This window comes from Alphaproteobacteria bacterium (assembly GCA_039980135.1).
In the GTDB taxonomy this organism is placed as follows: Bacteria; Pseudomonadota; Alphaproteobacteria; order UBA6615; family UBA6615; genus UBA8079.
Window position 1 is genome coordinate 204,644 of the sequence record JBDXCV010000011.1, and the last position, 25,782, is coordinate 230,425.

Genomic DNA, 25,782 nt, shown 5'->3' on the forward strand with positions numbered 1-25,782 from the left:
GCGCTCTTATGGAGGAATGCCGGAACCGCTAGTTTCCGTCCCATTCTCAAGGACTGGAGAGCCTTTCTTGCCTGATCGTTTCGGACCCCGCGGTGTCGTGGCCGTCATTATTCCGGTGCAGAATTCGAACATGCAGCCGGAGTATGAACTGATGCGCCCGGCTGATATCAGCCATCAGATGTACCGCTTCGACATTTCGGACCACGGCAGGGTTCCCGATGCGGTGCTGCGCGTTGTGCCCGACACGCTGCTGTGCTGGCCTGACGTCGTTATTGGCGGAAACTCTCTCGAGATGCGCGACTGGTCGGTCTCGCAACAGGCTGAATACCGGGCGGCCTTCGAAGCGTGTGCCAAGGGGGTGCCGGTGGTGCTTGCGACGGATGCCACGGTTGCGGCGTTGCGGACAATCGGGGCAAAGCGAATCGGCATGCTTTCACCCATGTCGTCCGAACATTCGACAGGGGCGAAGAATTACTACGAGACCCAGGGCTTCGAGGTGCCCCACGACACCTCGCTGAGGGTCGAGAAATCAGAAGACATCATCAACATGAAGGCAGACGATGCGATCGCTGCATTCGAGCGGATCGACATGGATGATATCGACACACTCCTCCATGTCGGCGGTGCGCTCGGCATCGTGTCCCACATCGAGGCGATCGAAGCTCATTTCGGCAAGCCGCTCGTTTCCGTGAACGCTGCCACATACTGGTATGCGCTGCGGAAAATCGGCGTGAATGAACCGATGCCCGGCTTCGGACAGCTGCTGATCCATACCGCAGTCACCGACAAAACAACTTCAACATCATAGAGAGCTATAGCCATGCCCGATCGTTTCGGACCCCGCGGCGTCGTCGCCGTACTCATCCCCGTCCAGAACTCCAACATGCAGCCCGAATACGAGATGATGCGTCCCGAGGGTGTCAGCAATCAGATGTACCGGTTCAACATCACCAGTCCTGACACGGTCGGCGAGGCCGTGCTCGACGTGGTGCCGCATACGCTGAAATGCTGGCCCGACATGATCGTTGGTGGCAACTCGCTTGAGATGCGCGACTGGTCGGTAGAAAAGCAGGCCTGGTACACGGGCGAGTTCGCCAAGCGGGCCGGGGACAAGCCCTTCGTGCTGGCGACCGATGCGGTCATCGCGGCACTTCGCACGGTCGGAGCAAAGCGTTTCGGCATGATGTCGCCACTGTCGGTCGCGAATTCACAGAGCGCGGTGGACTACTACACCGCACACGGTTTCGATGTCGCGTCGGCGACAGCTCTGCTCGTGGACAAGCCAGAGAACGCCGTGAATGTTCCCATGGAACGGGTCATCGAGGCCTTCGAGGAGGTCGACGCGCTCGACATCGACACGTTGCTGCATGTCGGTGGGTCGCTCGGCATCGTGCCGCTGATCGCCGAGTTGGAGGAGCGTTTCAAGAAGCCGGTCATCTCGGTCAATCAGGCAACTTACTGGTACGCGCTGCGCAAGATGGGCATCACCGATCCCATTCCGGGGTTCGGAGAGCTCATGCTGAAAGCCGAGATCGTGGAGTAGCCGAAGCCGCGCCGCCGGGTTTACTCGGCGGCGATGCGATCCGCCATGCGGAAGCCGACCTTGTCCATCGCCACAAGCGTATCCTCGCCGAACTTCTCGACGATTTCCTGGCCGACCTGCGGGTGAAAGACGACTTCATCTTTGACGTCGCCCTCGACCGACTGGATCATAACCAGCAGGCGTGCTGTTTCGTCGGAGATGTTGTTGAAGTCGCGATAAACACCGGCCGGCACGGAGATGAAATCCAGCGGCTCCAGCTCGACGGAGTTCTCGCCGTTCTCGCCCCAGGAAATGCGGAATTTTCCGTTCAGGCAGAAGAAATTCTCGACCGTATGGGAGTGGCTGTGCAGTCCCGGATTGTTCCCCGGCGGGCACTCGGCGATGGTGACGGTCAGGCCATTCATGCCCTTGACGGGGGCGACCTTGGAGCGGCCTTCCCAGCCTTCGGGTGACATGACCGGATAGACCGATTTTGCCGAAACGATCTCCACCGCTTCGGCCGGAATACCCGTGCCTTCCATGATCGATTGCTTGTAAGGCTTGAGATCTCTGAATCGCGCGATGCGGTTGGACATGTCCGGGTTATTGAGGTCGACCGTTTTCATTGTGCGTCTCCATCCCTTTGTTGTGTAAATCCTAGCTTAAAAGCTGGACTGCGGGAAAGTGCTCGCGTCATCAGGCCGCTTCTTCTCGCGTGAAGAGTCGGTCCAACAATTGCTGTAGCGGGGGCGCCGTGCGACCCGGAACGCCGATCTCGTGACTATCCTGTTTGAGCGCCGACAGCATTGAAATAGCGAGGTCGCCGAGGAAGTTTTCGTCGGTGTCACCGCGTTGGCACACGAACAGCCGGGCACTTCGGTCGCCGTTCGACGGGGCGTGACTTTCGGTGATCGGCCCGAACATACGCATGACGAAAACGCAGGTCGTCGATGCGTAGGAAATGAACGCCGCCTTGGCTTTGGGGTCGAGCGCGACGACACGCGCGTCATCGAGATTGACGCCTCGCGACGCAAACGCCAAATCGAATACACTGCGAAAATCGGCCTCGAACATTTCGGCTGCGAAGAAATTGCCGTGTAGCCTTTCATAGAACATTGTTATCAGCGGGCCGTGACGCCGGTTGTCCGGATGCCGCCAGGATTCCTGGACGCGGTCGGGAAGTTCGTTGCGCTGCATGTCGAAAAAATTCGTGTTTGAACTACGATGAAATTCGCTCTCACCCGGCGCGATCACCTGCCAGTCAGAAGCACCCAGATCTTCCCCATCGACGCTCCTGTTCTCCTGTGCCGCGGCGATGCCGAGGCCCAGCATCATCGCAAGGGCCATACCAACGGCAAGCACAGGGGGGATCCATCGTCTCGCGCGCGTGGCAATTTCGATTTTTTGGCTCATGGCCGCAGTCTGCCAATCGCAAACTGGTTGGACAATGCGGGCCGGGTAGCAGGATGGGGCCAACGCGTTCAAACCACGAAATCGTGAAAACCAACCCCCTAAATTCAGGCTGGTCGGGGCTATTGTGAATGGACCAGCACAAATATTGGGGGGATATTATGCGACTCATCAAACATTTCATCGCCGTGTCGGCTGTCGCCGGCATGCTCACGATTGCACCGTTCGGGGATTCCTGGGCCGGGGATGCCGAGACGAAAGCGATCGTGGAACACCATCTGGCTGCGTTCGGAGCGGGCGATATGAAGGACACCTTGTCCGATTACACCGAAGAGTCGGTGGTTTTGACGCCGGGCGGTGCGCTGAAGGGGCTTAAAGCAATTGAAGGCCTGTTCGGTGCTCTGTTTGCCGAATTTTCCAAGCCCGGTGCCAGCTTTGAGCTCAAGCTTCTATCAACGAGCAATGATGTCGGGTACATCGTCTGGTCGGCCGAAACGGCGGACAATGTTTATGAACTCGGCACCGATACATACATCATCGAGGACGGCAAGATCGCGGTGCAGACCTTCGCAGCCAAGGCGGTGCCAAAGATGTAGCTCTATCGGTCACGGGCGCGCTGTGGCACATAGTGCGCCCGTGATCGAAAGAGTGTCGATGATGCCTGATTACTACAGCCCCGATCTGGGGATGAACCCGGACGACCCGTTTGCACGCGGTGCGGACGGCAAACTCGTGCGCCGCAGCTACTGGCTCGACCTGAGCGATCGGTCGCTGGTCATGGCGATGACCCAGGGGGTCGGCGCCGATCTGACCAACGAACACAAGCGCGCGCACCTGGACGATGTCGGGCGTGCGCATCTAGTCGACCAGGTCTGCGTTCAGGAAATCCTGCCGCCGGAGACCGGCGTCTAGGCCGTACGCACCTACGTCAGCGGTGAGAAGCTTGCCGGCATCAGCATCGTCGAGTGCATCTCCTCGAGGTCGGGCCGTCCGGCGGCGGCGAATTCCTGCCACGCCGCCTCCTTGGCGATCCCGTTGCGCGCTTCCATGCGCTGTTCGAGGCTTGTATAGGCCCAGAGGTGACAGACCTCATTGGGGTTCGGGCCTTCGGTGATCCAGGCGCAGACGTTCTTTGAGTATTTTTCGCGGACCGGCATGACGTCGATGAAACGCTTCATCCAGGGGCCGGCTTTGCCGGCTTTCAGGCGGTAATTGCGAAACTCGTAGAAATTTCCGTCATTCTTCGGGGCGACGAGGTCTTTCGCCGGTTTCAAGAAACGCGTGGTTTGATTGACCAGGAGTGGGCGGAGCACATCGACATAATTGTCCATCCAGTCCTTGTTCTTGGTGAGTTCGACGCGCAGGCGCGCGCGTTCCTCGAAACTGTCATAGCGCCACAGATGCATAACCTGGTTCAGCGGTCCGATTTCGGTGAACCAGTAGCCTTCCAGCACGCCACAATCGTCCCCTCGGGCGGCGCGCCCGACCTCTTCGTTCAGCTTCAGGACCTCGGGTGTCGTGCCCGCCTGAATGGTGTAGGTGCGAAGTTCATGAAGCATGTTATTCCCCCTTGGAACCTGTATTGATTTGCCGGCTAGCCTGATGCGCGCGCGCGAGCAAAGCAAGAGGCCCGGCGCTGTTTTTCCGGTGAATGAGCGCGATCAGTCGATGGGCCAGACGGTCGGGGGAAGCGGTTCGGTCCGGTGCACATGGCTGCCGCCGGCCTCCGTCAGAATAGCTTCGGCGGATATTCTCGAATCATCGTCCGTGGCACGCACCCAGCAGATAATCCCGCCATCCCGTGCGCTCTGTTCCAGGCGGTGATGCCACTGCTCGTCGCTGATCCGTTCCAGGAACCCGCCGATACTCTCCTCGGTTTCCTCGGCCGCGCCGGTCGAAACCCCAATCGGCCCGCCGACGGCGAAAGCGGCGGCCGCGGTTCCGATTTGCGCCACGATCGCCATCGTATCGCTCAGGACTTCGACGACATCGCCGAGAAGTTTGTGAGATTCCAGGCTGTCTCTCGGCGTGTCCATTCGATCCGAGAGTTCATCCACACTCGGGATGGTGCCGAAATGATCGAGAAGCGATTGATGGTTGCCGAGTATGCTGATGTCGGCGGCACGAAAGCCCCCTGCGACGAGTTTCTCGAGCGCGGCGGAGAAGGTCGCCACATCGCCAAACACGCCGACGACGAGGCATTCCTGTGAAGTGTCCGTCATGATGTCATGCTCCAATACACGGGTGGCAAGTCGTGAGCCTCGCACGGGAGGCCGGCTGACCGGATGATCGAGATCAACCTCCCGTCACCCGGTCCCAAAGCTGATCCGGGTCGGCGGGCAGTTCGTCGCCTCGCCAGGCGATATGGTGATCGGGGCGCAGCAATACCAAATCGGCACCATATACGTCGCGCACCCGCGCCTCGGTAATATCGACCACGGCATGGGGAATATTCCGCGCTTGTGCGGCATCAATCAACGCACTGGCGCTGGGTGGACTTCCGGAAAGACGCAAGAGCGTGAAGTGCGCACCGAACCTGTCGAACAGCGCATCGTCCGTTCCGAGCCAGATATGCGGCGCGCGGCCGCCCGGGACCGCGCTCGGCACATATTCGAAGGGTGAATCAGGCGGTGCCGTCGTGCCGTCGGTCACGATCAGGCTCGATTCGTCATACCGCGCGCCCAGCTGGATGCCGAGCGATCTGAATTCCTCGGTGAAGGTTGCGAGATGCGCCCCGATGCGGTCGCGTTCGGCCTGACCCGCCGGGGTATCGTCTTCGAGATCGGGAGGTATTTCGAGTCCGGCAACGGCGCTGGCGAACTGATGCGACATGCTGGTGTTGCGAATCCCGATGGGGCGGCGTTCGGCCTCATAGGTGTCAAGCAGGGCCGGGGGTGCCCAGCCATGAACCACGGCGGCGAGTTTCCAGCCGAGATTGGCCGCGTCGTCGACGCCGGTGTTCATGCCGAACCCGCCCGTGGGCGTGAACAGATGGACCGAATCACCGGCCATCAGAACGCGTCCGTCCTGATAACGGTCGGCGACGAGCGCCAGACCGGCCATCCAGGACTTGACCGACAACACCTCGACCGGAATGTCCTGGCCGACGGTCCGCAGGAATGCCGCCGCCGCGTCGATTGTCGTCTCGTCCTCGTCGGGCGGCATGCGTGTCAGGGCCACGTATTTTCCCTTGGCGTCGAGATTGGCAATGCTCGAGCGGTCGTCCTTGTTTACCGTCCAATAATGCCAGCCGGGTTCGAAGTTCATGACCTTTTGCAGCGCCGGTGCGTTCACATAGGTGGAGAGCATGCGCCCGCGCATGAATGTCTCGTCTTCTCCGCCCTTGCCGGCATAGCCGATGCCGAGCGCCTGGCGTACCGTTGAACGGGCGCCGTCGCTGCCAATCAGCCAATCGCAGCGGATTTCCAGCGTGGTCCCGTCCGCGACACGTTCGACGGTGGCGTTCACACCGTCCGCATCCTGTTCGTAGCTCACCAAACGGTGGCCGAAGCGCATGTCGACCGACGGCAGGGTTTCGATGCGCGCCTTGAGGATCGGTTCCACATAGAAAAAATTCGCCCTATGGATCGGTTCCGGCGTCTGGATTGTTTGGTCCGGGTCGCCGAGTTTTTCAGCGGTCGACGGCATGGGCAGTCGCGCCAGCTCCCAGCCGGCAAAACGGGTCGCATAGACCACGTCGGTGGCATGATCCGCCGGCAACCCGGCGGCGCGAATTTCTGCTGACATGCCCAGGCGGCGGAAATGCTCCATGGTCCGCGAATTCAGGGAGTTGCCCTGCGGGTGTCCGGCGGTGGTCGGGCTGTCGGTGATCAGGATGCACGGGACGTCGCGACTGCCGAGCTCGACGGCCAGAGACAGCCCCACCATCCCGGCGCCGACGACGAGGACCGGAGTCTGCAAATCACTTTCGGCGTTCAAATTACCACCCTGTTTGTGAGTTACCGGACCGCGAAAAGGACCGCATTTGCTCCCCACGAAGCAGACGCGCCGTGTACCTTCTGAATATAGAGCTTGGAAACCGGCTCATGAACCGGTGAAAATCATTGCGCTTTATCCTGGGAGGGGACGATGGATCTGGAATTCTTCATTCACGTGTCACTGGCGGGTCTGCTGGCGACCTATCTGCACCTGGTCGGCGCGCTGTGGGCGGATCGTTACGGCCTGCCGCGAATCGATCTGCCGCGGGGCATGACCCAGCTCACCTTCGGAGACTCCTTCGAGGGACCGGCACCTTATGGCTGGGGAATCGCGGTCATCCACGTAAACGGGATCGCCTTCGCGCTTCTTTATGCCACCGTGATCGCCCAATACCTGCCGGGTGAGCCCTATATCAAGGGGCTGATCTTCGGCGGCATTCTGTATGTGGGCGCGATGCTTGTCTTCGTACCGTTCTTCCTGAAAGACGGGTTCTTCGGCTCCAAGGGTCATCCCATGGGCTGGCTGACCGCGCTGATCATTCATCTGATCTACGGGCTGATCGTCGGCTGGCTGTCGCCGATCCTGTAGCCAAAACGGGTCGTCCGGCACCTAGAAAGAGAATCGGCTCTCTTCTGGCGTCGGCGGTTCCGGCCGCGATTTTCCGAGCTCATCGAGATAGTTCTGGTTCACGTACCAGTCGCGATAGTCGAGAAAACGCACCGGCTTATACTTCGGCGGATTGTCTGGGCCGACGCAGGTCGGCATCGGATCCGCAAGCGTGTCCCAGGACGGGCTGAAGAAAAAGGCCAGCGAGTATCGGTCCTTCTTGGGTGGGATCACCCGGTGGGGTGTCGCCATGAACCGACCGTTCGTCCAGCGGTTCAGGAACTCGCCCGTGTTGACGATGATCGCGCCCTCGATCGTGTTGGCAGGCAGCCAGCGCCCGGACTGGGTCTGGATTTGCAGCCCCGGGGTGTCGGTCACCGGCAGCAGGGTAATGAACCCGTGGTCGCGGTGCGGGGCAATCCCGAACTGGTTTTCCTCGCTTTCGACCGCCGGATAATGCTGGTTGCGGGTCGTCCAGAGCGGGTCGTCGAACATGCCGTCGAAATAGTCGGCAGGCAGGTCGAGCGCGCGCGCATACAGCGGCAGGAGCGCGTATCCCAACTTTTCCATGGCGTCGTAATACTCGATCATCTCGGCCTTCCAGCCGGGAAGCAGGGCCTCGTCGGGCCACTGGTTCGGCCCGAAATAGGGAAGCAGGCCAGCCTTGACCCCGGGATGGTCGGGGGAGCGCTCGCGCACCATGCGCAGCATCTCGTTGAGATCAGGCTTGGTATTCTCGTTGACGGTTGACGAGACATAGATCGTCGATCCCGGCGGGATGTAATTCTCGTGCTTGCGCTTCTCCGCATCCGGCAAGTCGAAGAAGCGGACGAGGTTGCCGTGGGTTCGCTCGATCAGCGGGCGCGGCACGTTGTGGTTGATGGCGAAATAAAACCCGACATCCTCCTGTGCGTGACGCAATTCGGCGGCGAGTTTCTCCAGGGCGCCGTCTTCGCCGGCCAGATAGGGGCCGAAATCGAGGATGGGAATTTCCTCATCGGCGAATTCCTCGGAGATCACATTCTCTGCGTTCGACATGTCGTGCCTCGCTCGTTTCAGCGCACTTGTTCGGCAATGTTAGCGCAGTTTCCGCTTTCGACAAGCGCGGTCGAGGCAAGGTTCACGATGTGAGCGAACCTGTATGGGGCTTATTCAGGCCGAATGCCGCGCGCCGCCTCGACCGCGAGCGGCGAATAGATCGCCTGGCGCATGCCCTCGGATTTGTCGATGACCACATCGATGACAGCCGGTTTTTCCTGCGCGAGGCCAGCGCGGATCGCCGCACCGATGTCGTCGGGTTTTTCGATGCGTTCGGCCCAGGCGCCGCAGGCCCGGGCGATACCGGCATAGTCGGTGTCGGGGAAATCATTGCCGTGGGACTGGTTCCCCATGCCTTCGGCGGTCATACCGAGGCGGGAATTATTCATCACCACATAAACGGGATTGGCCCCGTACTGGGCCGCCGTCAGCAGCACATGCATCTGCATCGCGAAGCCGCCGTCGCTGCAGATGCCGATCGCCGGTCGCGCCGGGTCGAGAATCTTCGCGCACAGGGTGGCTGGCAGGGACCAGCTGACACCACCCAGGCCGCCGGAGCCGAAATAGCTGTTGGGCCGGCGTGTCTGGAAAAAATGGTTCATCCAGTGGCGGTTGCTGCCGGCGTCGGTGCAGACAATCGCCTCGGTTGGCACGGATGCGTGAATTTCGGCGACAAGACGCTGGGGCGCGATCGGGATATTGGCTGATGCGAGCATCGGGTCGGCGAAGAAATTCCGCGCCGTCTTCAGATCAAGGAATGCCTTGCGACGGTCCGCAACCGCGTTTGCGCCGAGTCGCCCGTCCAGGCCCCAGAGCATGAGTTTCAGGGTCTCGTTTGCGTCGCCGACGAGAGCCACCTCGGCCGGGATGGTCCAGGACGCATTGCGCGCTTCGATATCGATCTGGACGATCCGCTGGCGGTTCGGGTCGAACATCTGCGGATGCTCGAAACAGGTGTCCTGGGGTTTCAGCCGGCTGCCGACGACCAGAATCATGTCGGCCATGCCGACGATCTCGTTGGCGAGCGGCAGGCCGGTGTAGCCCATCGGGCCGGCGGACAGATCATGGGTCTCGGCGACCGCGCCCTTGCCGAGGACAGTTGTCACCACGGGCGCACCGAGCAGATTGGCCATGGCTTCGAGTGAGTCGAATGCCTTGGAAATGCGAACCCCGTTTCCGGCGACGATCACCGGCGCCTTCGCGGCGATGAGAACCTCCAGCGCCGCATCAATGGCGGCGGTCGGGGGGACGGACTTGCTGGTGTTCAGGAGCCGCTTCGTATCGTGGATTTCCGGTAGCGCGTTATCGGCGACCGGGTCGCGCAGCGTGTTGGCGCGGAACAGGCAGGCCGTGGGGCCGGGCCGCCCGGTGATTGCGTGCTTGTAGGCGAGTTGGGTGCTCATCACCGCCTCGCGCGCGGTGTGGGCGACGGCGGTGTATTTGGTCGTCGATCTGAACATGCCGGCCAGGTCGAACGAGCCGTAGTGCCCGGCACCCGACTGGATCGGGCCGTGCATGACGAACTCGTTATGGTCCGACAGCTCGGTCAGCACGAGCATTGGGGAGGAGGCGAGAAAAGCTTCGATCACGCCGAACATGCCAGTCGAGCCGGTGAAGCCGCCCTGTCCGGCGAGTATGCCGGGCTTGCCCGTCAGCTTGCCGTACATGTCAGCCATGCAGGACGCGGTCTGTTCGTCGCGGGGTACGATGGCCCGAATTTCGTCCTGGCGGTCGTGGAGCGCGCGGTAGATGTCCATGGTCGCGCCGCCGGGCAGGCCGAAGAAATGCTCGGTCCCGGCCTCGATCAGGCAATCGACGATCCGCTCTGCGGCAACCTGCTCGCTCATGTCACGCTTCCCCGCTCAAATACACCAAAGTGGAGCGTAGCGAAGTTTCCGCGCCGGGCAAGGCCGACCCGATTGTTGGCGATCTGCAGGGACCTAGAAAACCGGAATGACGACCCTGAGCATGAATGTCTGGCCCGTTTGCGGCTCGGCTGTGAACTGGAAGTTTGTCGTGGCGTTCGGGCCCAGTCCCGGGAAGATCAGGTTCACGGGTGCACTCGCACCGGCTGTGACCGACCAGCCATCGACATCGCTGAAGATGCCCGAATGGGTATAGCCGAGGCTTGCGCTGGTGCCGTTTGTGAAACTTACGGATGCCCCGGGGGTGAGGGATGCGGACAGGTCGTCGCTGGTCAGGATGACGCCGTTGTTAAACGTCACATCGCCGCTGTGTTTGTAGTTGTAGGTCCCATTGATCCCGAGAGATGGCGTGATCAACGCGAAGGGGCCGGCATCTTCCAGGGTGTGGAGATAACTAATGGTGGGCCCGAAATTGATCGCACCTGAACGGTTGGTACTGGAACCGTTGACGTTTCCGTTGCTGTCGGTGAAGCCGTCGCTGCGCGTGACCGAATAGGAGATGCCGACGGCCGGCGCGAAGGTCCAGTTGCCCTCCGACCAGCTGCCGCGAATGCCGAAGGTCGCCAGTTGCTGGTTGCTGTCGAAGCTGCTGGTCGCACCGCCGACGTTCAGGTCGGTGCCAGTGCTGCCCGCAGACACACTGCCTGACAGGGTGATGTTCGGGGTCGGGTTGAACCGAACGAACGGCCCGATCAGGTAGCTGAAGCTGTCTGAGTTGGAATTGATCGTCGCGGTCTTAGAGGTGTTCGAGGTGAAGGCCGTGAAAACGCCGAGTGCCCAGGCATTGGTCAGCCGATAGTCGAGCCCGACCGTGCCCTGCCAACTCTTGCTTTCGTATCCCGCGCCGTTGGCATCATTCTCGACGTCCGAGTAGCTGATGTTCGCGAACATATCGAGAGCGGAGGGAAGTTTCGGCCGACGGCGGAACAGGGGTTGGTTTGTCTCTGTCTGGCCGAGCCTCGTGTTCGAAGCATTTCGTAGAAGCTCCGAGAGCCGGAACGACGTTGCAAACGCCTGTTGCGCACCGCGGCGGTCTTTAGCGCCGAACAGGAGAGCAAATTGTGATTGGGAGGGTGTCGCGGTGGTGCCTCCTGCGTTCGTGTGTTCGCGCAGTCGCTCCCTGGCGCTTTCGACTCGGAGGCGGCCGCGTTCAGCGTCCTTTTGTCGATCTGTGATTAAAACCTGGCCTTGGAAGACGTATGCCAACATGGCTTCCTCTGTTCTAAGAAGATCCGCATCCAGGCTTTCTAATTCCTCTTCGAGGTTATTGACTGCGATCTGGAAGAGCACCCCCCCGCGTCCCGAATTGCGCAGCGTTTCCAGTTGTTCTTCCGTGTTCCCAATCTTTATTTTCACGGCCACCAAATCTTGTCGAAAATTGCGGACGTGGTATTCGACATTGTCGCGCATCCACTGAATGTTTTCCGTGATTGCCTGGTGATCTTGTTCGGCGTTAAAGAGTTCGCCCTCGAGAGCAACTTTGACGGGATTTTCTTGCGGCCCGAAGACAGTGCCAGAATCCAACGGAATATCTGTCGTTGTGGCTCCTCCGTTTCCACCACCAAAGAGCGCTTCGACTTGGGCGTTGTTGTTCGCCACCGCTGCCGCCCCCGCTTCCGAGGCAGAGGCGGTTGCTGCGGTCAGGCTGACGTTGCCGGCCAGCTGGACAGTCCCGACCGCCGGGGTCGTGTAGGTGAAGGTGGTGCTGCCACCGGCGAAGTTCTTGTTGGTGATCGTGGCGCCATCGGGCGGCACCGTGCCGGCCTGGACCGTGCCGGTCGGACAGTTCACCGAAGCACCGACCGCGAAACCATCGATCGCGGCACCGCCGCCGACGGTACACGCCGCGTGAGCGGGCGCGGTGGAGAATGCGATGGCCGCCGCAACGATCACGCTGCTGGTGAGCGCCGGAATACGCAAAGCAGATATGAAATGCCGAACTGGTGCGTGAATTGGCATTCAGGCTCCCGTCTCCCCTAGGACGGTTCCGAATCTACATCAGGGACTCGTGAAGGACTACCATTGCATTCACGCGCAGGCGTGTGATTGTGGGTGGCCGAAAGTCACTGTGGTCGAAACTCGGCGTTAATCGCGCTATCACGTTGGTTGGCAATTAGACGGAGTGAGTGACGTGAGCAATTGGGTGCGATTTGAGAAAGACGGCGCGGCGAGCTTCGGTGCGCTCGACGGAGATACCATCGCGATTCATGACGGCGATATGTTTGCCGGGGCGACGGCAACCGGAGACACAATCGCATTGGATGCGGTGGTGCTGCTGACGCCCTGTGTCCCCGGAAAGTTTATCGCGTTGTGGAACAACTCGCGGTCCGCCGCCGACAAACAGGGGTTGGAACAGCCGGAATATCCGCTGTTCTTCCTCAAGCCGTCGACGAGTTATCTCGCACCCGGCGGCATCATCCGCAAACCCGCCGCCTATGACGGCCGGGTGATCTACGAGGCCGAGCTCGGCATCGTCATCGGCAAGTCTGTCAGCAATGTCGATGAGACGGCGGCCGCCGACGCGATCTTTGGCTTCACTTGTGTGAATGACGTGACGGCGATGCAGTTGCTCAACGCCGACCCGTCGTTTCCCCAATGGGCGCGGGCGAAGGGGTTCGATACGTTCGGTGCGTTCGGTCCGGCGATCGTGACCGATACAGATTTTTCCGACAGCACGATCCGGGCCGAGCTCAATGGCCGAGAGCGGCAGAATTATCCGGTGGCGGACCTGTTCATGCAGCCTGCCGAGATCGTCGCCAAGCTGTCGCAATCCATGACATTGGAGCCGGGTGATCTGATCGCCTGTGGCACCGGGCCGGGCGCATTGCCGATGAAACCTGGCGCGACCATTGATGTCATCATCGATGGCATCGGCACCCTGTCGAACACCTACGAGGATTGACCGGTGACGGCGCGTTTCCCGCCCTTTGACCCGGAGAACCTCCCGGCTGACGCGCGGGCCGTGTACGACCGGATCATGACCAAACGCGGCTATGTGCCCGGGCCGTATCAGTTCTGGCTGGCGTCGCCGGGGTTTGCCGACCGTATCGAGCCGGTGGAGGAGTTCCTGCGCCACGGTGTGTCCCTCGAAGAACGGCTTGTCGAGATCACGGTTCTCGTCGTCGCCAAGCATTGGCGCGCCCAATATGTCTGGACGTCCCACGGTCCGGCGGCGGAGAAGGCCGGTGTCGCCCCCGCCATTGTCGAGGCGATTCGTCTCGGCGAGAAGCCGGTATTTGACCGGGATGACGAGGCGGTCTGCTATCGGTTTTGCGCCGATATGATTTCCGGACAAGGCACGAATGATGCACTTTGGGCCGAGACACAGGCGATCTTCGGTGAGACCGGTGTCAACGAATTGCTCGGGTTGCTCGGGCTCTACACGTCGGTTTGCCTGACCATGGTCGGCTACCGGATGCCGACCAAAAACGGTGAGCCCGACCCGCTCCCTTGATGTTTGGCGGCTAGCCGTTGACAACCGCTGCCGTCACATAGAACTCCGCAGAAGCGCCTTCGAGGAGCAGCGCCGCTACGCCGACACAGGTGCTCGAAGCCGACATGTCGTCGCCATGGAAATCCATCATCGCCCTCATGGTGATTGGCCGTTCGTTCCGGCTCACTCTCGATTGTGTCGGAGACCAGGCCGGACAGGTGGACCGTCTTGCCACCTTCGCCGGCTACGAGGTTCATGAAATACGGTTTGTTTCGGGGGAACGCCAAGCGAATGGCATAGAATATAAGTGGGCACCTCGATGATAGGCAGTGGGATCGGCACATAACGGAGAACTTCATGACGTTCGATTACATCATTGTCGGTGCCGGAAGTGCGGGCTGCGTTTTGGCGAACCGGCTGTCGGAATCAGGGCAGTACAATGTCCTGCTGCTCGAGGCGGGCGGGCGCGATACCAACCCGTGGATTCACGTCCCGCTGGGCTATGGCAAGCACTTCACAAATCCGAAGGTGAACTGGCTGTATTCGAACGAGCCGGATCCGGCGGTGGCGGACCGGCGTATTCCCAATCCACGCGGCAAGGTTCTCGGCGGTTCCAGCTCGATCAACGGGCTGGTTTATGTTCGCGGGCAACGCGAGGACTACGATCATTGGCGTCAGCTCGGGAATGAAGGCTGGAGTTTCGATGATGTGCTTCCGTTCTTTCGCAAATCGGAAGATCAGGAGCGCGGCGAAAGCGAGTATCACGGTGCGGGCGGGCCGCTCGGCGTGTCCGACACACGTACACGGCATCCGCTCAGCGATGCCTTTATCGAATCCGCTGTTACGTGCGGTTACCAGCGCACGGATGATTTCAACGGCCCGCAGCATGAGGGTTTCGGCTACATGCAGCTGACCGCGCGGAAGGGAATGCGCTCCAGCACGGCCGTGGCGTTCCTTCGTCCGGCACAAAACCGCAAGAATTTGACGATCGTCACGGAAGCCCATGCCACGCGGGTGCTGTTCGATGGTCGCCGTGCGACGGGCGTGGAGTATGAGCGTGGGGGTGAGACACATGTGGCGCACGCAAGCGGCGAGGTTGTTCTCTCCGGCGGCGCGATCAACTCGCCGCAACTCCTGCAACTGTCTGGCCTCGGGCCGGCCCAGCACCTGCGGGATCTTGGTATCGATGTCGTGGCCGATATGCCGGATGTTGGGGCCAACCTGCAGGACCATTTCAACATCCGGCTGGTCTACCGTTGCAACCAGCCGATCACGCTGAACGATGCGGTGCGCCACCCCCTGCGCGGCGCGCGCGAGGTGTTGAACTACGCCCTTCGCCGACGGGGTTTCTTCGCGATGGGCGCATCGGTGGCCGCCGGTTTCTTCCGGACCGATCCGGCGCTCGCCACGCCGGATATACAGATCGGAATCACCTTGTTCAGCGCCGAGAAGATCGGCCGGAAGCTGCATCCGTTTCCGGGCATTTCCCTGATCGTGCGGCTCCTGCGGCCCGAGAGCCACGGCTTCGTCATGACCCGTTCGGCGGACCCGTTCGAGGCGCCGGCGATCCGCCCGAACTTCCTGCACGCGGCGCGCGACGGCGAAACCATTGCGCGGGGGTGCCAGATGTCGCGCCAGATTGCGGCGGCGAAACCGCTCGCCGATTTTATCGAGTCCGAGCATATTCCGGGCGACCAGGTCGTCACCGACGCCGACATGCTCGACTATCTGCGCCGCTACGGCGCGACCAGCTTCCACCCGGTCGGCACCTGCCGCATGGGCCCGGACGAGCGCGCGGTCGTCGATGCGAGGCTGCGGGTGCGGGGCTTCGAGGGGCTGCGGGTGGCCGACGCATCGATCATGCCGAAAATCGTCTCCGGCAACACCAATGCGCCCACCATCATGATCGGTGAGAAGGCATCCGCGATGATCCTTGAGGACGCGCGCGGCTGACCCGCGCGGGTGGCGTCAGCGGGTCGTTTCCTGGCGCAGCAGTTCGAGATTGTCGATGTCGGGGGAAAGTTCGCCGGCGTGTATGCGCCGGGTGATCTCGACAATGGCGTCGTTCATGGGTGATGCGCGGCCGTTGGCGCGGCACTCGTCCGCGACCATACCGTTGATCATGTCGACCTCGCTGTAGCGGCCCTTCATGTGGTCCTGGAGGACGGTGTTGATCGCGGTCGGCCCGACATCGGCCACGATCTTGTCGAGCAGCGTTTCGAGGAGGTTGTTGGTGTTTTCGACCTGTTCGGGCTTGAGACCGTAGACGGGCACCGGCTTGTAGCCAAGAAACTGCCCGGCCGCTAAAGCCTCTTCGCCGGATTTCAGACAAACGGCCCGCGCCATCGCGGCGTATTCGGGACCATTTTCCTGGAACAGCTGGCCGTTGGTCGCGTTGCAGATCGCCTTGATGCCCATCGACATCGTGTTGGTGATCAGCTTCATCCACTTGGCCGAGATGACGTCCTCGCTGATGTCCACCCGACCGGCATGGGAAAGCACTTCCGCGACTTCCGCGACGCGGTCTTCATGGGTCGGGTCGAAAGCACCGACGCCGAACCATGTGCGCGCGGTCTCGGTGTTGCGCTTGATCTCGGCCGGTTCGAACAATTGCGACGACAGCTCGACCACGCATCCGACAGTGCGCTCCGGCCCGACGATTTCCGCGATCATTTCTGCGGTCATGCAGTTTTGCACGGCGACGAGCAGACCGTCTTCGGCCAGGTGGGGGCGGATAAACTCCGTCAGCCAGCGAGAATCATAGGCCTTGGACGTCAGCAGCACGATGTCGAAAGGCTCGGTCAGCGTGGCGACGTCACAAAGGTGGATCGCGTTGACCGGCGTGGTGGTCGTGCCGTCCCGGGTCTCGATGGTGACCCCGTTCGCCTGCATGGCCTCCACGTGGGATGGCCAATGGTCGATCACGGTGACGTTGAGACCGGCCGCGGTCAGGTCGGCACCGATGCAGCTGCCGTTGGCACCCGTCGAGAGGACAGCAATTTGCTTGTTCATGACCTTCAAACCTGTGCCGAGGTTATGACCAGAGCCGTTCCGTGGCCATGCGCGCGCCCTCGGCCATGGCGCGGAACTTGCCGAGTACCACACTCGGGAACACGCCCTTGCGCCCGGCGTAGGTGCCGAACCCGCAGTCGCTGCCGGCCAGCACCCGCTCGCGCCCGACGATGTCGGCATACTGGCAGATACGCTGGGCGATCAGTTGCGGGTGCTCGACGAAGTTGCTCGTGGAATCGATGACACCGGGGATGAGCACCTTGTCGTCGGGCACACCGGCATCCTTCAGGTCTTCCCATTCATGGGCATGGCGCGGGTTGGCACCCTCGAACAGGAGGGCCTGCGGGCGTGCATTGGCCAGCACCCCGAGAAGCTTCTTGAGCGGGATGTCGTGGGTGTGGGGCCCGGGATAGTTCAGCCAGCAGATGTGCATCCGCATGGCTTCGGGCGGGATGTCGCTCGTGGCGGCGTTGAGGGCCTCGATGCTCTTCTCCGCATCCGCAAGAAACTCTTCCTCGTCCATCGCCTGGTAGTCGGTGTGACGCGCGCCGGCCAGATCGGGGCAATCGAGTTGCAGGACGATGCCGGCCTCGTGGATCGCGTTGTATTCCGGGCGCAGCGCCTCGATCAGCCCTTCACGATACGCATCCCGGTCGGGGTAATGGCGGTTGGGTACATAGGTCGACAGGCAGCCCGGTGAGACCGTGTTCATGAACAGTTCGGTTGGCTTGGCGGCGTCTGCGGCCACTTTCAGGTTGGCGATGTCCCGCTCGAGCGGCCCGCGGTCGGCATAGGACACCGGTCCTTCGCAAACGGTCGCCGTCATGAGTTCGGTGCCGCCCTTGCCGAATGCCTCCATCATTTCCGGGAAATCGTTGAAATCCGCGGGCGCCGGACGACCCACAACGCCGGTGCCGTCGGTTGCCTCAAGCCCGGCCAGCCGGTGTCGGGCATAGACGTGATAGGAGATCTTGCTCATCTCGCCATCGCACACGACGTCGATACCGGACGCCACCTGATCGGCCACAACATTCTTGACGGCCTCGGCTGTTCGGCTGTGCAGCGCTTCGGTATCGACCGCTTCGTCGCGATCTTCTTTGCGGAGCATTTCGAGCAGGTCTTCGGGGCGCGGCAGGCTGCCGACATGGGTGGTGAGAATACGGTCGGTGCTGAGTTTCATGTGTTCGTTCCTTGGAACTGCCGGGACGGCGACACGGCCAGTTTCGCGGCATATGTGCGCCTGCGCAAGATGGGCCCCGTTCGTCGGAAAAGAATCAAGTTACCGGACGAGTGAATCCCGGTTTGTTGTTCCTCGGGTGCGCGGATAGGATGCCGGCCATGGAACGTCGTCTCGCCGCAATCCTTGCCGCCGATATGGTTGGGTTCAGCCGTCAGATGCAGGATGACGAAGTCCGGACGCTCGAGAGTCTCAACCTGGTCCTCACCACGATTGTGGAGCCAGAGATTTCCGCGCATCGGGGCCGCATTTTCAAGAAAATGGGTGATGGGTTCCTGGCAGAGTTCGCGAGCGCCGTCGATGCGCTGAACTGCGCGCGCGCGATCCAGACGGCGATCCATCTGCACAACCAGCCGGAAACACCCGGCGAGCAGGTCGTTTTCCGGATGGGCCTGAACATCGGCGATATCATCCTGGAAAATGATGATGTGTTCGGTGATGGCGTGAACATTGCCGCGCGTCTTGAGCCGCTCGCGCCGGCAGGCGGCATCGTCGTTGCGGATACGGTCCACGACCAGCTCTGGAACAAGGCTGATGTCGGGTTCGAGCCACTCGGGAGCAAACAGCTCAAGAACATCGCCGACCCTGTCGATGTCTATCTCGTTGTTCCGGAGCCGGTTGCCGAGCGTCGTCGCAATCAATCCCCCACGGCCGCGCTACCAAAGGAAGATGTTCCGGTCCTGGCGATTCTGCCGTTCGAGAATATGAGCGCAGACCCGGATCAGGAATTTCTGGCTGACGGCATCGCGGAGGATTTGATTTCCAGCCTGTCGCAGATCGGTCATCTTTCGGTGACGCCGCGAAGCTCCGTGTTCACATTCAAGGGCAGGGCGGCCACGGTTCAGGAGATTGGCGATACGCTCGGAGCCCGCTTTGTGGTGACCGGAAGTCTGCGCAAATCCACCGACCGAATCCGCGTTTCCGTGCAACTTGCGGATGCGCAGACCGGCAGCCACATGTGGTCGAACCGCTACGATCGACAGCTCGACGATATCTTCGCAGTCCAGGACGAGATTACGCTCACAGTGGCCACCGCGCTCCAGGTCGAACTGACCGAAGGTGAGCAGGCCCTGCTTCGTTATACGTCGACGAACAACGTCGAGGCCTGGACGGAGTTTATCCGCGGTCTCAGCTATTTCCGAACTGTTCACGCAGAGTCCTACCGCCACGCCCGCGCTTGCTTCGAGCGTGCCCGGGAGCATGATCCCGAATCCGCGCAGATCATGGCGATGCTCGCCTGTACCCTGGCGATCGAAGGGCGGTTCCACTGGAGCGTGGATCGGGATGACACGTTGCTCCGGGCAAAAACAATTGCGGACCAGGCGTTGGAAATTGATCCGAAAAATGCCGACGCCTGGGCGGCGCTGGGCTACTGGCACATGGCGCATATGCAACTGGAGGAATCGGTCGCCGCATATGGCCGGGCGGCCGAACTGGCGCCCGAGCATGCGGACCTCCGGGCGTTGTCTGCGCTGGCCCTTACTTTTGCCGAGCGTCCGGAAGAAGCGATTCGTGAAGTTCAGTCTGCCATTCGGCTGAATCCGCTGGGCCCGGGATGGTATTTCGGTATCCTGGGGCACGCATACCGCTATGCCGGTCGCTACGACGAGGCCCTCACGGTGCTATCGGAGTATAATGACCGAAGTACCGGCTTCGGTCTCGTCGACATGGTCCTGACTTGCGCCGATATGGGGGACATGGACGGCGCCCGGTCTCACGGCGTGAATCTCCTCGCGGCCCGACCCGAATTCACCGTGGAGAATTGGGCGCTCACCCAGAACTGTCTGGATCCGGACAGGTTGACACGTGACCGTGCCAGTCTTGTGGACGCAGGTCTGCCCTAACCATATATCCGGTTTCGCAACTGCCGTTTCTTTGGGCGACGCGCGTCAGGCTACGACTTGTCATTCTTGTACACGTCGAAGGTGTTGCTCATGTACCAGCCGAACCATTCCCGATAGGTCTGAACGGGATATCTGGGTGGGTTGTCCGGCGCGGTGCAGGTGGCCAGCGTTTCGTTGCGCGCCTCGAAATCCGGGTTGACGAACACAGGGATCGCGTAGCGGTCGTTTTCCAGCGGCGGCACGACCCGGTGAGTGGTGGCCTTGAACCGGTCGTTGGTCCAGCGGGTCGCGAACTGGCCGAGATTCACGACCATCGCGTCGTCGGGCATTTCCGGCCAGAACCAGTTTCCGTCTTCATCCAGCACCTGCAAGCCTTCCTCCTTGGCAGGCGGCAGGAAGGTCATGAAGCCGGTGTCGCGGTGGGCGTGGATGCCCATCTCGGCGTCCTGATGTTCCGGCAGGGGTGGGTAGGTGGCGATTCTGAAATAAGTGTAGGGCGTCTCGAAATGCGGCGCGAAATAGTCTGCGGGCAGTTCAAGCGACAGCGCCCAGATCGGCAGGAGTTTCCTGCCCAGCTCTGTCACGACATCCATGTAGTCCAGCGTCGTTTCGCGGAACGCGGGCGCGATATCTTCCGGCAGCCACTGGTTCGGGCCGTAGAACTGGGCGCCGGCCCGGACGAAAGGGTTGTCGGCCGGGTATTCCGTCGCGGTGAACATGGCTTGCGAGATGGACGGTTTGCGGTTGTCCTCCATCTCGCCGGTCTCAAGATAGTCGGCGCGAATGCCCATATAGCCGCGATGGTCCGTATTCAGGGGGACAGTCTGTTTCACGTCTTCCGGGAGGTCGTGGAACTGCTTGGCGGCGGCGAACATGCCGTCGATCTTCGCCTGCGACACACCGTGATTGACGATGCACATGAACCCGATCGTCTCCCAAACCTCGCGCCACTGGTCTGAAATCCTGGCGGGCGCGTCTGGATCGCCGGCGATGACATCGCCGACGTCGACTACGGGTAATTCGCGACGCGGGACGTCGCGGGCCGCGCGGCTGGCCGCGGACTGGGTGATGATGTTCATGACGCGCTCCCCTGGTCAGGCTTATTGCTGGCCTTTACCGGTGCTGAAACGACTCTAGGAGCAGAAAATAGGTGAGTCCACGTCGCGCGGGAATTGTGTACGCGAAGACGCTACGCGTCGATCGTCAGCATGATGCGGCCGAAATGCTGGTTCGCGGCCATGCGTTCGAGGGCAGAGCCCGCTTCCGCGAGACGGAACGTGCTGTCGATGGGCATCCGGAATGCCCCATTGGCCAGCGCGTCCCAAAGCCCCTCGCGCGCGAGCCGCACGACTTCGATATGCTCATCAAGGGAACGCGTGCGCCCGGTCGTGCCGATGTAGGTGAGACGCCGCTCCGCATGGCGGTTGAAGTCGAACTCCGCCTTTTCGCCGCCTAGCCGTCCGACATTGATGATCCGGCCATGGACCCTGGTGGCCGCCATGTTCTGGTTCGCGGTGTAGCCCGAGACCTGATCGATGATCAGGTCGACACCTTGTCCGTCGGTCGCCTCCAGCACCTGATCGACCCAGCTCTCGTCGCGGGAATCGAACGCCATGTCTGCGCCGACGTCGGATAGCCGCCCGCGTCGCCCGGCATTTGTCGATGTGCCGATGACCATGCTCGCACCTAAAAACTTGCCGATCTGCATCGCGATGATTCCGACGCCGCTGCTGGCACCCTGGACCAGCATGCTCTGCCCGGCCTCGAAATGTCCGTTGGTGACGATCGCGTCATGCATGACGCAGAGCCCCGACGCGAGCCCTGCCACCTCGATCAGTTCGATCCCGCTCGACGGGACGGGCAGGGCGCGTTGCCAGTTCGAGACTGCATACTCGGCCCAGCCGGCCGCACCGGTCGCGGCCACGCGATCTCCGACCGCAATCCCCTCGGCCTCGTCGCCGACCGCGACGACTTCGCCGGTAAACGACGCGCCCATGATTTTCTGGGCGCCGCCGACATGTCCGTAGTTCTGTCCCTGCACCGTCAGCAGGTCGGAACGGTTGACGCTGCAGGCGACGACCTTGACCAGCACCTGGCTCGCGTTGATTTCCGGGACATCGACCTCGGCGGTCTCGACGCCGTTCTCGCACACGACGACGGCCTGCATTTTATTGTCGGGCATGATTGAGCTTTCTGCCGAGTTGTGGGCTTGGGTCGTTCTCAGACCAGACGATAGAATGCCGCAGCCGTGTCGTAGAAAAAAGCCCGCTGTTCTGCCGTCGTGCGGTCCGCCAGTGCTACCCGGGAAAGGGCCATTACCTCGTCATAGGTTGTCATCAGTTTCTCGACCGGGAAGTTGCTCCCGAAGAAACATCGATCAGCACCGAACATATCGATCAGCGCGTTGTATTGCCGCGAGACCGCCGTGAGCGGCCGGGGTATTTCCCAGTTGATGACGTTCGGGCCGGAACATTTCACAGACAGATTGTCGAATTTGGCCAGTGGCTCGATCGCGCGACGCCAATCGTCGAATGTCTCGTCGTCGTCGCCCGTCAGCAGACCGCCATGGACCAGGCAGAACCGCAGCCCCGAATGGCCGGCGACGAGTTCGGCGAAAATGTCGAACTGGTTGGCGAAGCCCTGCAGTTCGAAATGGATGCCGCGGGCTTCAAGCGCCTCCAGGCCGCGCCTGAATTCCGGCGACATGCAGAAATCCGGCCGGTCAACCACCTGCCAGACCTCCTTGTCGGGGTGCCACGCGACGACATGGCGGATTCCCCTGAAATTCGGGAACTCGAGATGTCCGTCCAGCACGTCGCCAATATCATCGCCGGCGATGTTCGCGTGGCCGACGATTCCATGGGGAAAGCCGTGCGCGTCGGCGACCCCCTGCAGCCAGCGGGTCTCGCCGACATGGTCGGGCGGGTTGTAGTGGGCCTGTTCGTGGACTGACTTGACCACGTTGTTATCACCGAAATCGGCCAGTAGATCGTCGATCAGGTAATCACGGCGCAGCAACTCATATTCGGGGCCGAATATTTTCGGGGAGGGGGGTGCTGTCAGCCACGGATAGTTCTGCACTTCCCAGATGTGATGATGGGTATCGATAACCGGTCCGTCATACATAACTCCCGCTACCACCCGGCCCGTTCGAGATTCTCGGGGCCCGGCTCCAGTTCGCCAGCGTGAATCTGTCGCGCCATCTCGGTGATGCCCGCGCAGACGGGGGCGGGGCGGCCGGAAGCCTCGCATTCATCAGCCACGAGTCCCTGGATCATATCGGTCTCGCACAGGCGGCCCTTCATCAGGTCCTGCAGGCTGGTGTTGACCGGGCCGGGGCCGATGTCGTCGAGAATCTTGTCGAGCAGGGTCTCGAGCAGATTGTTGGTGTTGGTGACGTCCTCGGGCTTGAGGCCGAAGACCGGCACGACTTTGTAGTCGAGGGATTGGCCGGCCGCGAGCGCTTCCTCGCCGGCCTGTAGGAACCATTTCCGCGCCCGCGCGGCGTATTCGGGGCCGTTCTGCTGCAGAACCTGTTCGGGCGTGCCACCAAGGACCGCCATCGAGCCCATGATCATCGCGTTGACAACCAGCTTCACCCACTTGGCCGACAGAATTTCATCCATGATCTCGACCGACCCGGTGTGACTGCACAGCGCGGCGACCAGTTCGATGTGCCGCTCTTGTGAGGGATCGAAGGCACCGATGCCGAACCATGTGTGGTCCTTGTTGGTGCTGCGCTGGACGGTGCCGGGATCAAACAGCTGCGAGGCGAGCTCGATGACGCAGCCCAGGGTGCGCTCGACACCGACGATGTCGGCGATGATCTCCGCCGTCATGGCGTTCTGAACGCCGACGATCACGCCGTCGTCGGCAAGATGAGGCTCGATGAACTTCGCGAGCCAGCCCGCGTCGTAGGCCTTGGAGACGAGCAGCACGACGTCGAATTTACCGGTGAAGGTACACACGTCGGACAGGTGATGGGCGTTGGCTGGTACGTTGAAGCTGTCGCCGTGGGGGCTCGTGATCGACAGCCCGTTGGCCCGCATGGCCTCGACATGCTCGGCCCACATGTCGATCATCGTGATCTCGATGCCCGCATTGATCAGGTCACTCGAGATGACGCTGCCGTTGGCGCCGGTGCCCAACACCGCAATTTTCTTGTCGGCGATTTTATTGTCCATGTCCCCACCCTTTTTACCTTGCCCTTCGTATTCAAGAGCGTCGTTACGGTACCGCTCCAGAGGGCAAAATTACACCATCGTCGTGACGCTGTGAGTACCCGTTGAAAACCTAAAGTCATGTAGTCATGCGTGGTGATGGCGCCGGCTGCAGATATTGAACCCATGCCGCGGCGAAGGCAGTTAATTCGGTAATGATGCTCCATTATCCCATAACCTACAGGAATGCTTGCATGTCGATAAATTTGTGCCTATCGGGGATGGGTACGCTTAAACTCAATACTCGTATGTAGTTAATGTGGATTAAGTATAATAATTGTTCACATTAGCATTTCGTCTAAAATACTAAATTATAAATAAAGTAAAAAATATAAAGACGTTATGAATACTCTGAAAACGGAGCAAAGGGAGTGAACTCGCATGTTTAAACATCGTAAACTTTTGGGATTGGCGGCAGGCGTCGCTTTTGCCCATATGGCATGGTCGGCGCCGGCTGTTGCCGCCCCTTTTTATGAAGGCAAGACGGTTACCATTCTGGTCGGGTACGGGGCCGGGGGCGCAAGCGATCTGACAGCGCGCAACATTGTTCAACATCTGGGCCAGTATGTTCCCGGCAATCCCGAATTGATTGTTCAGAACATGACCGGCGGCGGTGGCATCAAGGCATTCAATTTTCTTTATGAACGCGCAAAGCCGGATGGTCTGACGCTGCAGTTCGGTGCCTTCTCGCCGATCAGCCAGGTTGTTGGTGCGCCGGGTCTGCGCGTGAAGTTTGATGAACTGACGGTCGCCGGCGCCACGGTGACGCCGGGTGGTCTTGTCATGTACGCGCGTAGTGACGCGGTACAAGGTGGCATGAAACGGGCGACAGATCTCGTTACTGCGAAGGACCTAAAGTTGGCGGGTATCGGTCCGGGCGCCATTCCGGATGTGGTCGGCCGTCTGACCTTGATGGCACTCGATACACCGTTCCGCTACATCCCCGGCTACCGGGGATCGATCAAGGTCGTTAGCGCCGTCCGCACCGGCGAGGCGAGCATGGGGATTGCACCCCTTTCGACCTATCGGCAGGTGATCGAGCCCAACATGGTGACCACAGGCGACGCGAAGGGTCTCATGCAGTGGAGCATTCTGGACTCCGAAGGCAAGGACACGGTCAACAAGTATATTCCGGAACTGCCGGTCTTCGAGGAAGTCTATCGCGAAATTCATGGCAAGGACCCGTCTGGTCTTGCGTATGATGCCCTGAAGTTCAACATGTTCATCCTTGGAAACGCCTCCCATCTCCTGTGGGGGCCGCCAGGCATGCCGAAAGAGGCGGTCGATGATATGCGCCAGGGCATGAAAAAGGCGATGGCCGATCCGGCCCTTATCGAGCAACAAATCAAGCTCTCGGGGTATCCGCAAAATTGGGCCGACCCGGAAGTGGCAGAGGAAGTTGTGAAAACCGTTACGACTGTTTCGCCGGATTTGAAGCAGTTTATGGTCGACTTCTACAATGCCGGGAAAGCCAAGTAGGGCTTCGATCGGGTTGACCGGACACGTTTCTCGCTTTCGCGCCTTTCGATGTTGCGGCGGGAGCGTGTCCGATCCTCTCTATCTGTCCTGAACGCCGTCACTGCCCGGTCTTGTGAC

Annotated in this window: 25 protein-coding genes; 10 read left to right on the forward strand and 15 right to left on the reverse strand. The window is 60.9% G+C overall.

Features of this window, described 5'->3' with window-relative positions; genetic code table 11:
- The first annotated feature begins 67 nt into the window (after nucleotides 1-67).
- A complete protein-coding gene (locus tag ABJ363_15610; GenBank protein MEP4380421.1) occupies nucleotides 68-808 on the forward strand; it encodes a hypothetical protein in 741 nt (246 codons plus the stop codon).
- Nucleotides 809-820: 12 nt separating this feature from the next.
- On the forward strand, nucleotides 821-1,543 hold the full coding sequence (locus tag ABJ363_15615; GenBank protein MEP4380422.1) for a hypothetical protein: 723 nt from the start codon (nucleotides 821-823) through the stop codon (nucleotides 1,541-1,543).
- Nucleotides 1,544-1,563: 20 nt separating this feature from the next.
- Here the strand turns inward: ABJ363_15615 and ABJ363_15620 are convergent, their stop codons facing one another.
- Both ABJ363_15620 and ABJ363_15625 read right to left on the reverse strand, forming a co-directional pair.
- Entirely contained in the window at nucleotides 1,564-2,148 is a 585-nt protein-coding gene (locus ABJ363_15620) for a cupin domain-containing protein (GenBank protein ID MEP4380423.1), read from the reverse strand.
- Nucleotides 2,149-2,218: 70 nt separating this feature from the next.
- Nucleotides 2,219-2,884 (reverse strand): hypothetical protein, encoded by a 666-nt coding sequence (locus tag ABJ363_15625; GenBank protein MEP4380424.1) that lies wholly within the window; start codon nucleotides 2,882-2,884, stop codon nucleotides 2,219-2,221.
- A 179-nt stretch (nucleotides 2,885-3,063) separates the two neighbouring features.
- On the opposite strand from ABJ363_15625, the gene ABJ363_15630 reads away from it, so the two are divergent.
- Both ABJ363_15630 and ABJ363_15635 read left to right on the forward strand, forming a co-directional pair.
- Complete coding sequence (locus tag ABJ363_15630) at nucleotides 3,064-3,528, forward strand: nuclear transport factor 2 family protein (protein ID MEP4380425.1); 465 nt, start codon at nucleotides 3,064-3,066, stop codon at nucleotides 3,526-3,528.
- Between the two features lie 61 nt (nucleotides 3,529-3,589).
- Nucleotides 3,590-3,844 carry a hypothetical protein gene (locus ABJ363_15635; protein MEP4380426.1) on the forward strand — a complete coding sequence of 85 codons (255 nt, stop codon included), beginning with the start codon at nucleotides 3,590-3,592 and terminating at the stop codon, nucleotides 3,842-3,844.
- Between the two features lie 11 nt (nucleotides 3,845-3,855).
- On the opposite strand, the gene ABJ363_15640 is transcribed toward ABJ363_15635, so the two are convergent.
- The 3 genes from ABJ363_15640 to ABJ363_15650 form a co-directional block, all read right to left on the reverse strand.
- A complete protein-coding gene (locus ABJ363_15640; GenBank protein MEP4380427.1) occupies nucleotides 3,856-4,491 on the reverse strand; it encodes an NIPSNAP family protein in 636 nt (211 codons plus the stop codon).
- A gap of 102 nt (nucleotides 4,492-4,593) precedes the next feature.
- Entirely contained in the window at nucleotides 4,594-5,154 is a 561-nt protein-coding gene (locus ABJ363_15645) for a hypothetical protein (protein MEP4380428.1), read from the reverse strand.
- Nucleotides 5,155-5,227: 73 nt separating this feature from the next.
- On the reverse strand, nucleotides 5,228-6,871 hold the full coding sequence (locus ABJ363_15650) for an FAD-dependent oxidoreductase (GenBank protein MEP4380429.1): 1,644 nt from the start codon (nucleotides 6,869-6,871) through the stop codon (nucleotides 5,228-5,230).
- Nucleotides 6,872-7,021: 150 nt separating this feature from the next.
- On the opposite strand from ABJ363_15650, the gene ABJ363_15655 reads away from it, so the two are divergent.
- A complete protein-coding gene (locus ABJ363_15655; GenBank protein ID MEP4380430.1) occupies nucleotides 7,022-7,459 on the forward strand; it encodes a DUF6789 family protein in 438 nt (145 codons plus the stop codon).
- A 21-nt stretch (nucleotides 7,460-7,480) separates the two neighbouring features.
- Here ABJ363_15655 and ABJ363_15660 read toward each other — a convergent pair whose 3' ends face one another.
- The 3 genes from ABJ363_15660 to ABJ363_15670 all read right to left on the reverse strand — a co-directional run bounded on the left by ABJ363_15660 (nucleotide 7,481) and on the right by ABJ363_15670 (nucleotide 12,399).
- Complete coding sequence (locus ABJ363_15660) at nucleotides 7,481-8,515, reverse strand: 2-oxoglutarate and iron-dependent oxygenase domain-containing protein (GenBank protein ID MEP4380431.1); 1,035 nt, start codon at nucleotides 8,513-8,515, stop codon at nucleotides 7,481-7,483.
- A 110-nt stretch (nucleotides 8,516-8,625) separates the two neighbouring features.
- Nucleotides 8,626-10,362: a thiamine pyrophosphate-binding protein gene (locus ABJ363_15665; GenBank protein ID MEP4380432.1), complete on the reverse strand. Its 1,737-nt coding sequence runs from the start codon at nucleotides 10,360-10,362 to the stop codon at nucleotides 8,626-8,628.
- Between the two features lie 93 nt (nucleotides 10,363-10,455).
- The gene (locus ABJ363_15670; GenBank protein MEP4380433.1) at nucleotides 10,456-12,399 is read right to left on the reverse strand and encodes an autotransporter domain-containing protein; all 1,944 of its coding nucleotides are present in this window, start codon (nucleotides 12,397-12,399) and stop codon (nucleotides 10,456-10,458) included.
- Nucleotides 12,400-12,571: 172 nt separating this feature from the next.
- On the opposite strand from ABJ363_15670, the gene ABJ363_15675 reads away from it, so the two are divergent.
- Together ABJ363_15675 and ABJ363_15680 are read left to right on the forward strand one after the other, a co-directional pair.
- Nucleotides 12,572-13,342, forward strand: coding sequence for a fumarylacetoacetate hydrolase family protein (locus ABJ363_15675; GenBank protein ID MEP4380434.1), 771 nt, complete (start codon nucleotides 12,572-12,574; stop codon nucleotides 13,340-13,342).
- Between the two features lie 3 nt (nucleotides 13,343-13,345).
- On the forward strand, nucleotides 13,346-13,894 hold the full coding sequence (locus ABJ363_15680) for a hypothetical protein (GenBank protein ID MEP4380435.1): 549 nt from the start codon (nucleotides 13,346-13,348) through the stop codon (nucleotides 13,892-13,894).
- Between the two features lie 10 nt (nucleotides 13,895-13,904).
- Here the strand turns inward: ABJ363_15680 and ABJ363_15685 are convergent, their stop codons facing one another.
- Nucleotides 13,905-14,060, reverse strand: coding sequence for a hypothetical protein (locus ABJ363_15685; GenBank protein MEP4380436.1), 156 nt, complete (start codon nucleotides 14,058-14,060; stop codon nucleotides 13,905-13,907).
- 170 nt (nucleotides 14,061-14,230) lie between these two features.
- Here ABJ363_15685 and ABJ363_15690 point away from each other — a divergent pair, with 170 nt between their 5' ends.
- The gene (locus ABJ363_15690) at nucleotides 14,231-15,826 is read left to right on the forward strand and encodes a choline dehydrogenase (GenBank protein ID MEP4380437.1); all 1,596 of its coding nucleotides are present in this window, start codon (nucleotides 14,231-14,233) and stop codon (nucleotides 15,824-15,826) included.
- A 15-nt stretch (nucleotides 15,827-15,841) separates the two neighbouring features.
- Here ABJ363_15690 and ABJ363_15695 read toward each other — a convergent pair whose 3' ends face one another.
- Nucleotides 15,842-16,885: a 2-dehydropantoate 2-reductase N-terminal domain-containing protein gene (locus ABJ363_15695; protein MEP4380438.1), complete on the reverse strand. Its 1,044-nt coding sequence runs from the start codon at nucleotides 16,883-16,885 to the stop codon at nucleotides 15,842-15,844.
- Nucleotides 16,886-16,907: 22 nt separating this feature from the next.
- A complete protein-coding gene (locus ABJ363_15700; GenBank protein MEP4380439.1) occupies nucleotides 16,908-18,065 on the reverse strand; it encodes a cobalamin-independent methionine synthase II family protein in 1,158 nt (385 codons plus the stop codon).
- Nucleotides 18,066-18,223: 158 nt separating this feature from the next.
- On the opposite strand from ABJ363_15700, the gene ABJ363_15705 reads away from it, so the two are divergent.
- The gene (locus tag ABJ363_15705; GenBank protein ID MEP4380440.1) at nucleotides 18,224-19,966 is read left to right on the forward strand and encodes an adenylate/guanylate cyclase domain-containing protein; all 1,743 of its coding nucleotides are present in this window, start codon (nucleotides 18,224-18,226) and stop codon (nucleotides 19,964-19,966) included.
- Between the two features lie 50 nt (nucleotides 19,967-20,016).
- On the opposite strand, the gene ABJ363_15710 is transcribed toward ABJ363_15705, so the two are convergent.
- The 4 genes from ABJ363_15710 to ABJ363_15725 all read right to left on the reverse strand — a co-directional run bounded on the left by ABJ363_15710 (nucleotide 20,017) and on the right by ABJ363_15725 (nucleotide 24,150).
- Entirely contained in the window at nucleotides 20,017-21,045 is a 1,029-nt protein-coding gene (locus ABJ363_15710) for a 2-oxoglutarate and iron-dependent oxygenase domain-containing protein (protein ID MEP4380441.1), read from the reverse strand.
- A gap of 110 nt (nucleotides 21,046-21,155) precedes the next feature.
- On the reverse strand, nucleotides 21,156-22,148 hold the full coding sequence (locus tag ABJ363_15715) for a zinc-binding dehydrogenase (GenBank protein ID MEP4380442.1): 993 nt from the start codon (nucleotides 22,146-22,148) through the stop codon (nucleotides 21,156-21,158).
- 38 nt (nucleotides 22,149-22,186) lie between these two features.
- Nucleotides 22,187-23,092, reverse strand: coding sequence for an amidohydrolase family protein (locus tag ABJ363_15720; protein ID MEP4380443.1), 906 nt, complete (start codon nucleotides 23,090-23,092; stop codon nucleotides 22,187-22,189).
- An 8-nt stretch (nucleotides 23,093-23,100) separates the two neighbouring features.
- Nucleotides 23,101-24,150: a 2-dehydropantoate 2-reductase N-terminal domain-containing protein gene (locus tag ABJ363_15725; protein MEP4380444.1), complete on the reverse strand. Its 1,050-nt coding sequence runs from the start codon at nucleotides 24,148-24,150 to the stop codon at nucleotides 23,101-23,103.
- 417 nt (nucleotides 24,151-24,567) lie between these two features.
- Between ABJ363_15725 and ABJ363_15730 the strand changes: the two genes are divergently transcribed.
- Nucleotides 24,568-25,665 carry a hypothetical protein gene (locus tag ABJ363_15730; GenBank protein ID MEP4380445.1) on the forward strand — a complete coding sequence of 366 codons (1,098 nt, stop codon included), beginning with the start codon at nucleotides 24,568-24,570 and terminating at the stop codon, nucleotides 25,663-25,665.
- Nucleotides 25,666-25,782 lie beyond the last annotated feature (117 nt).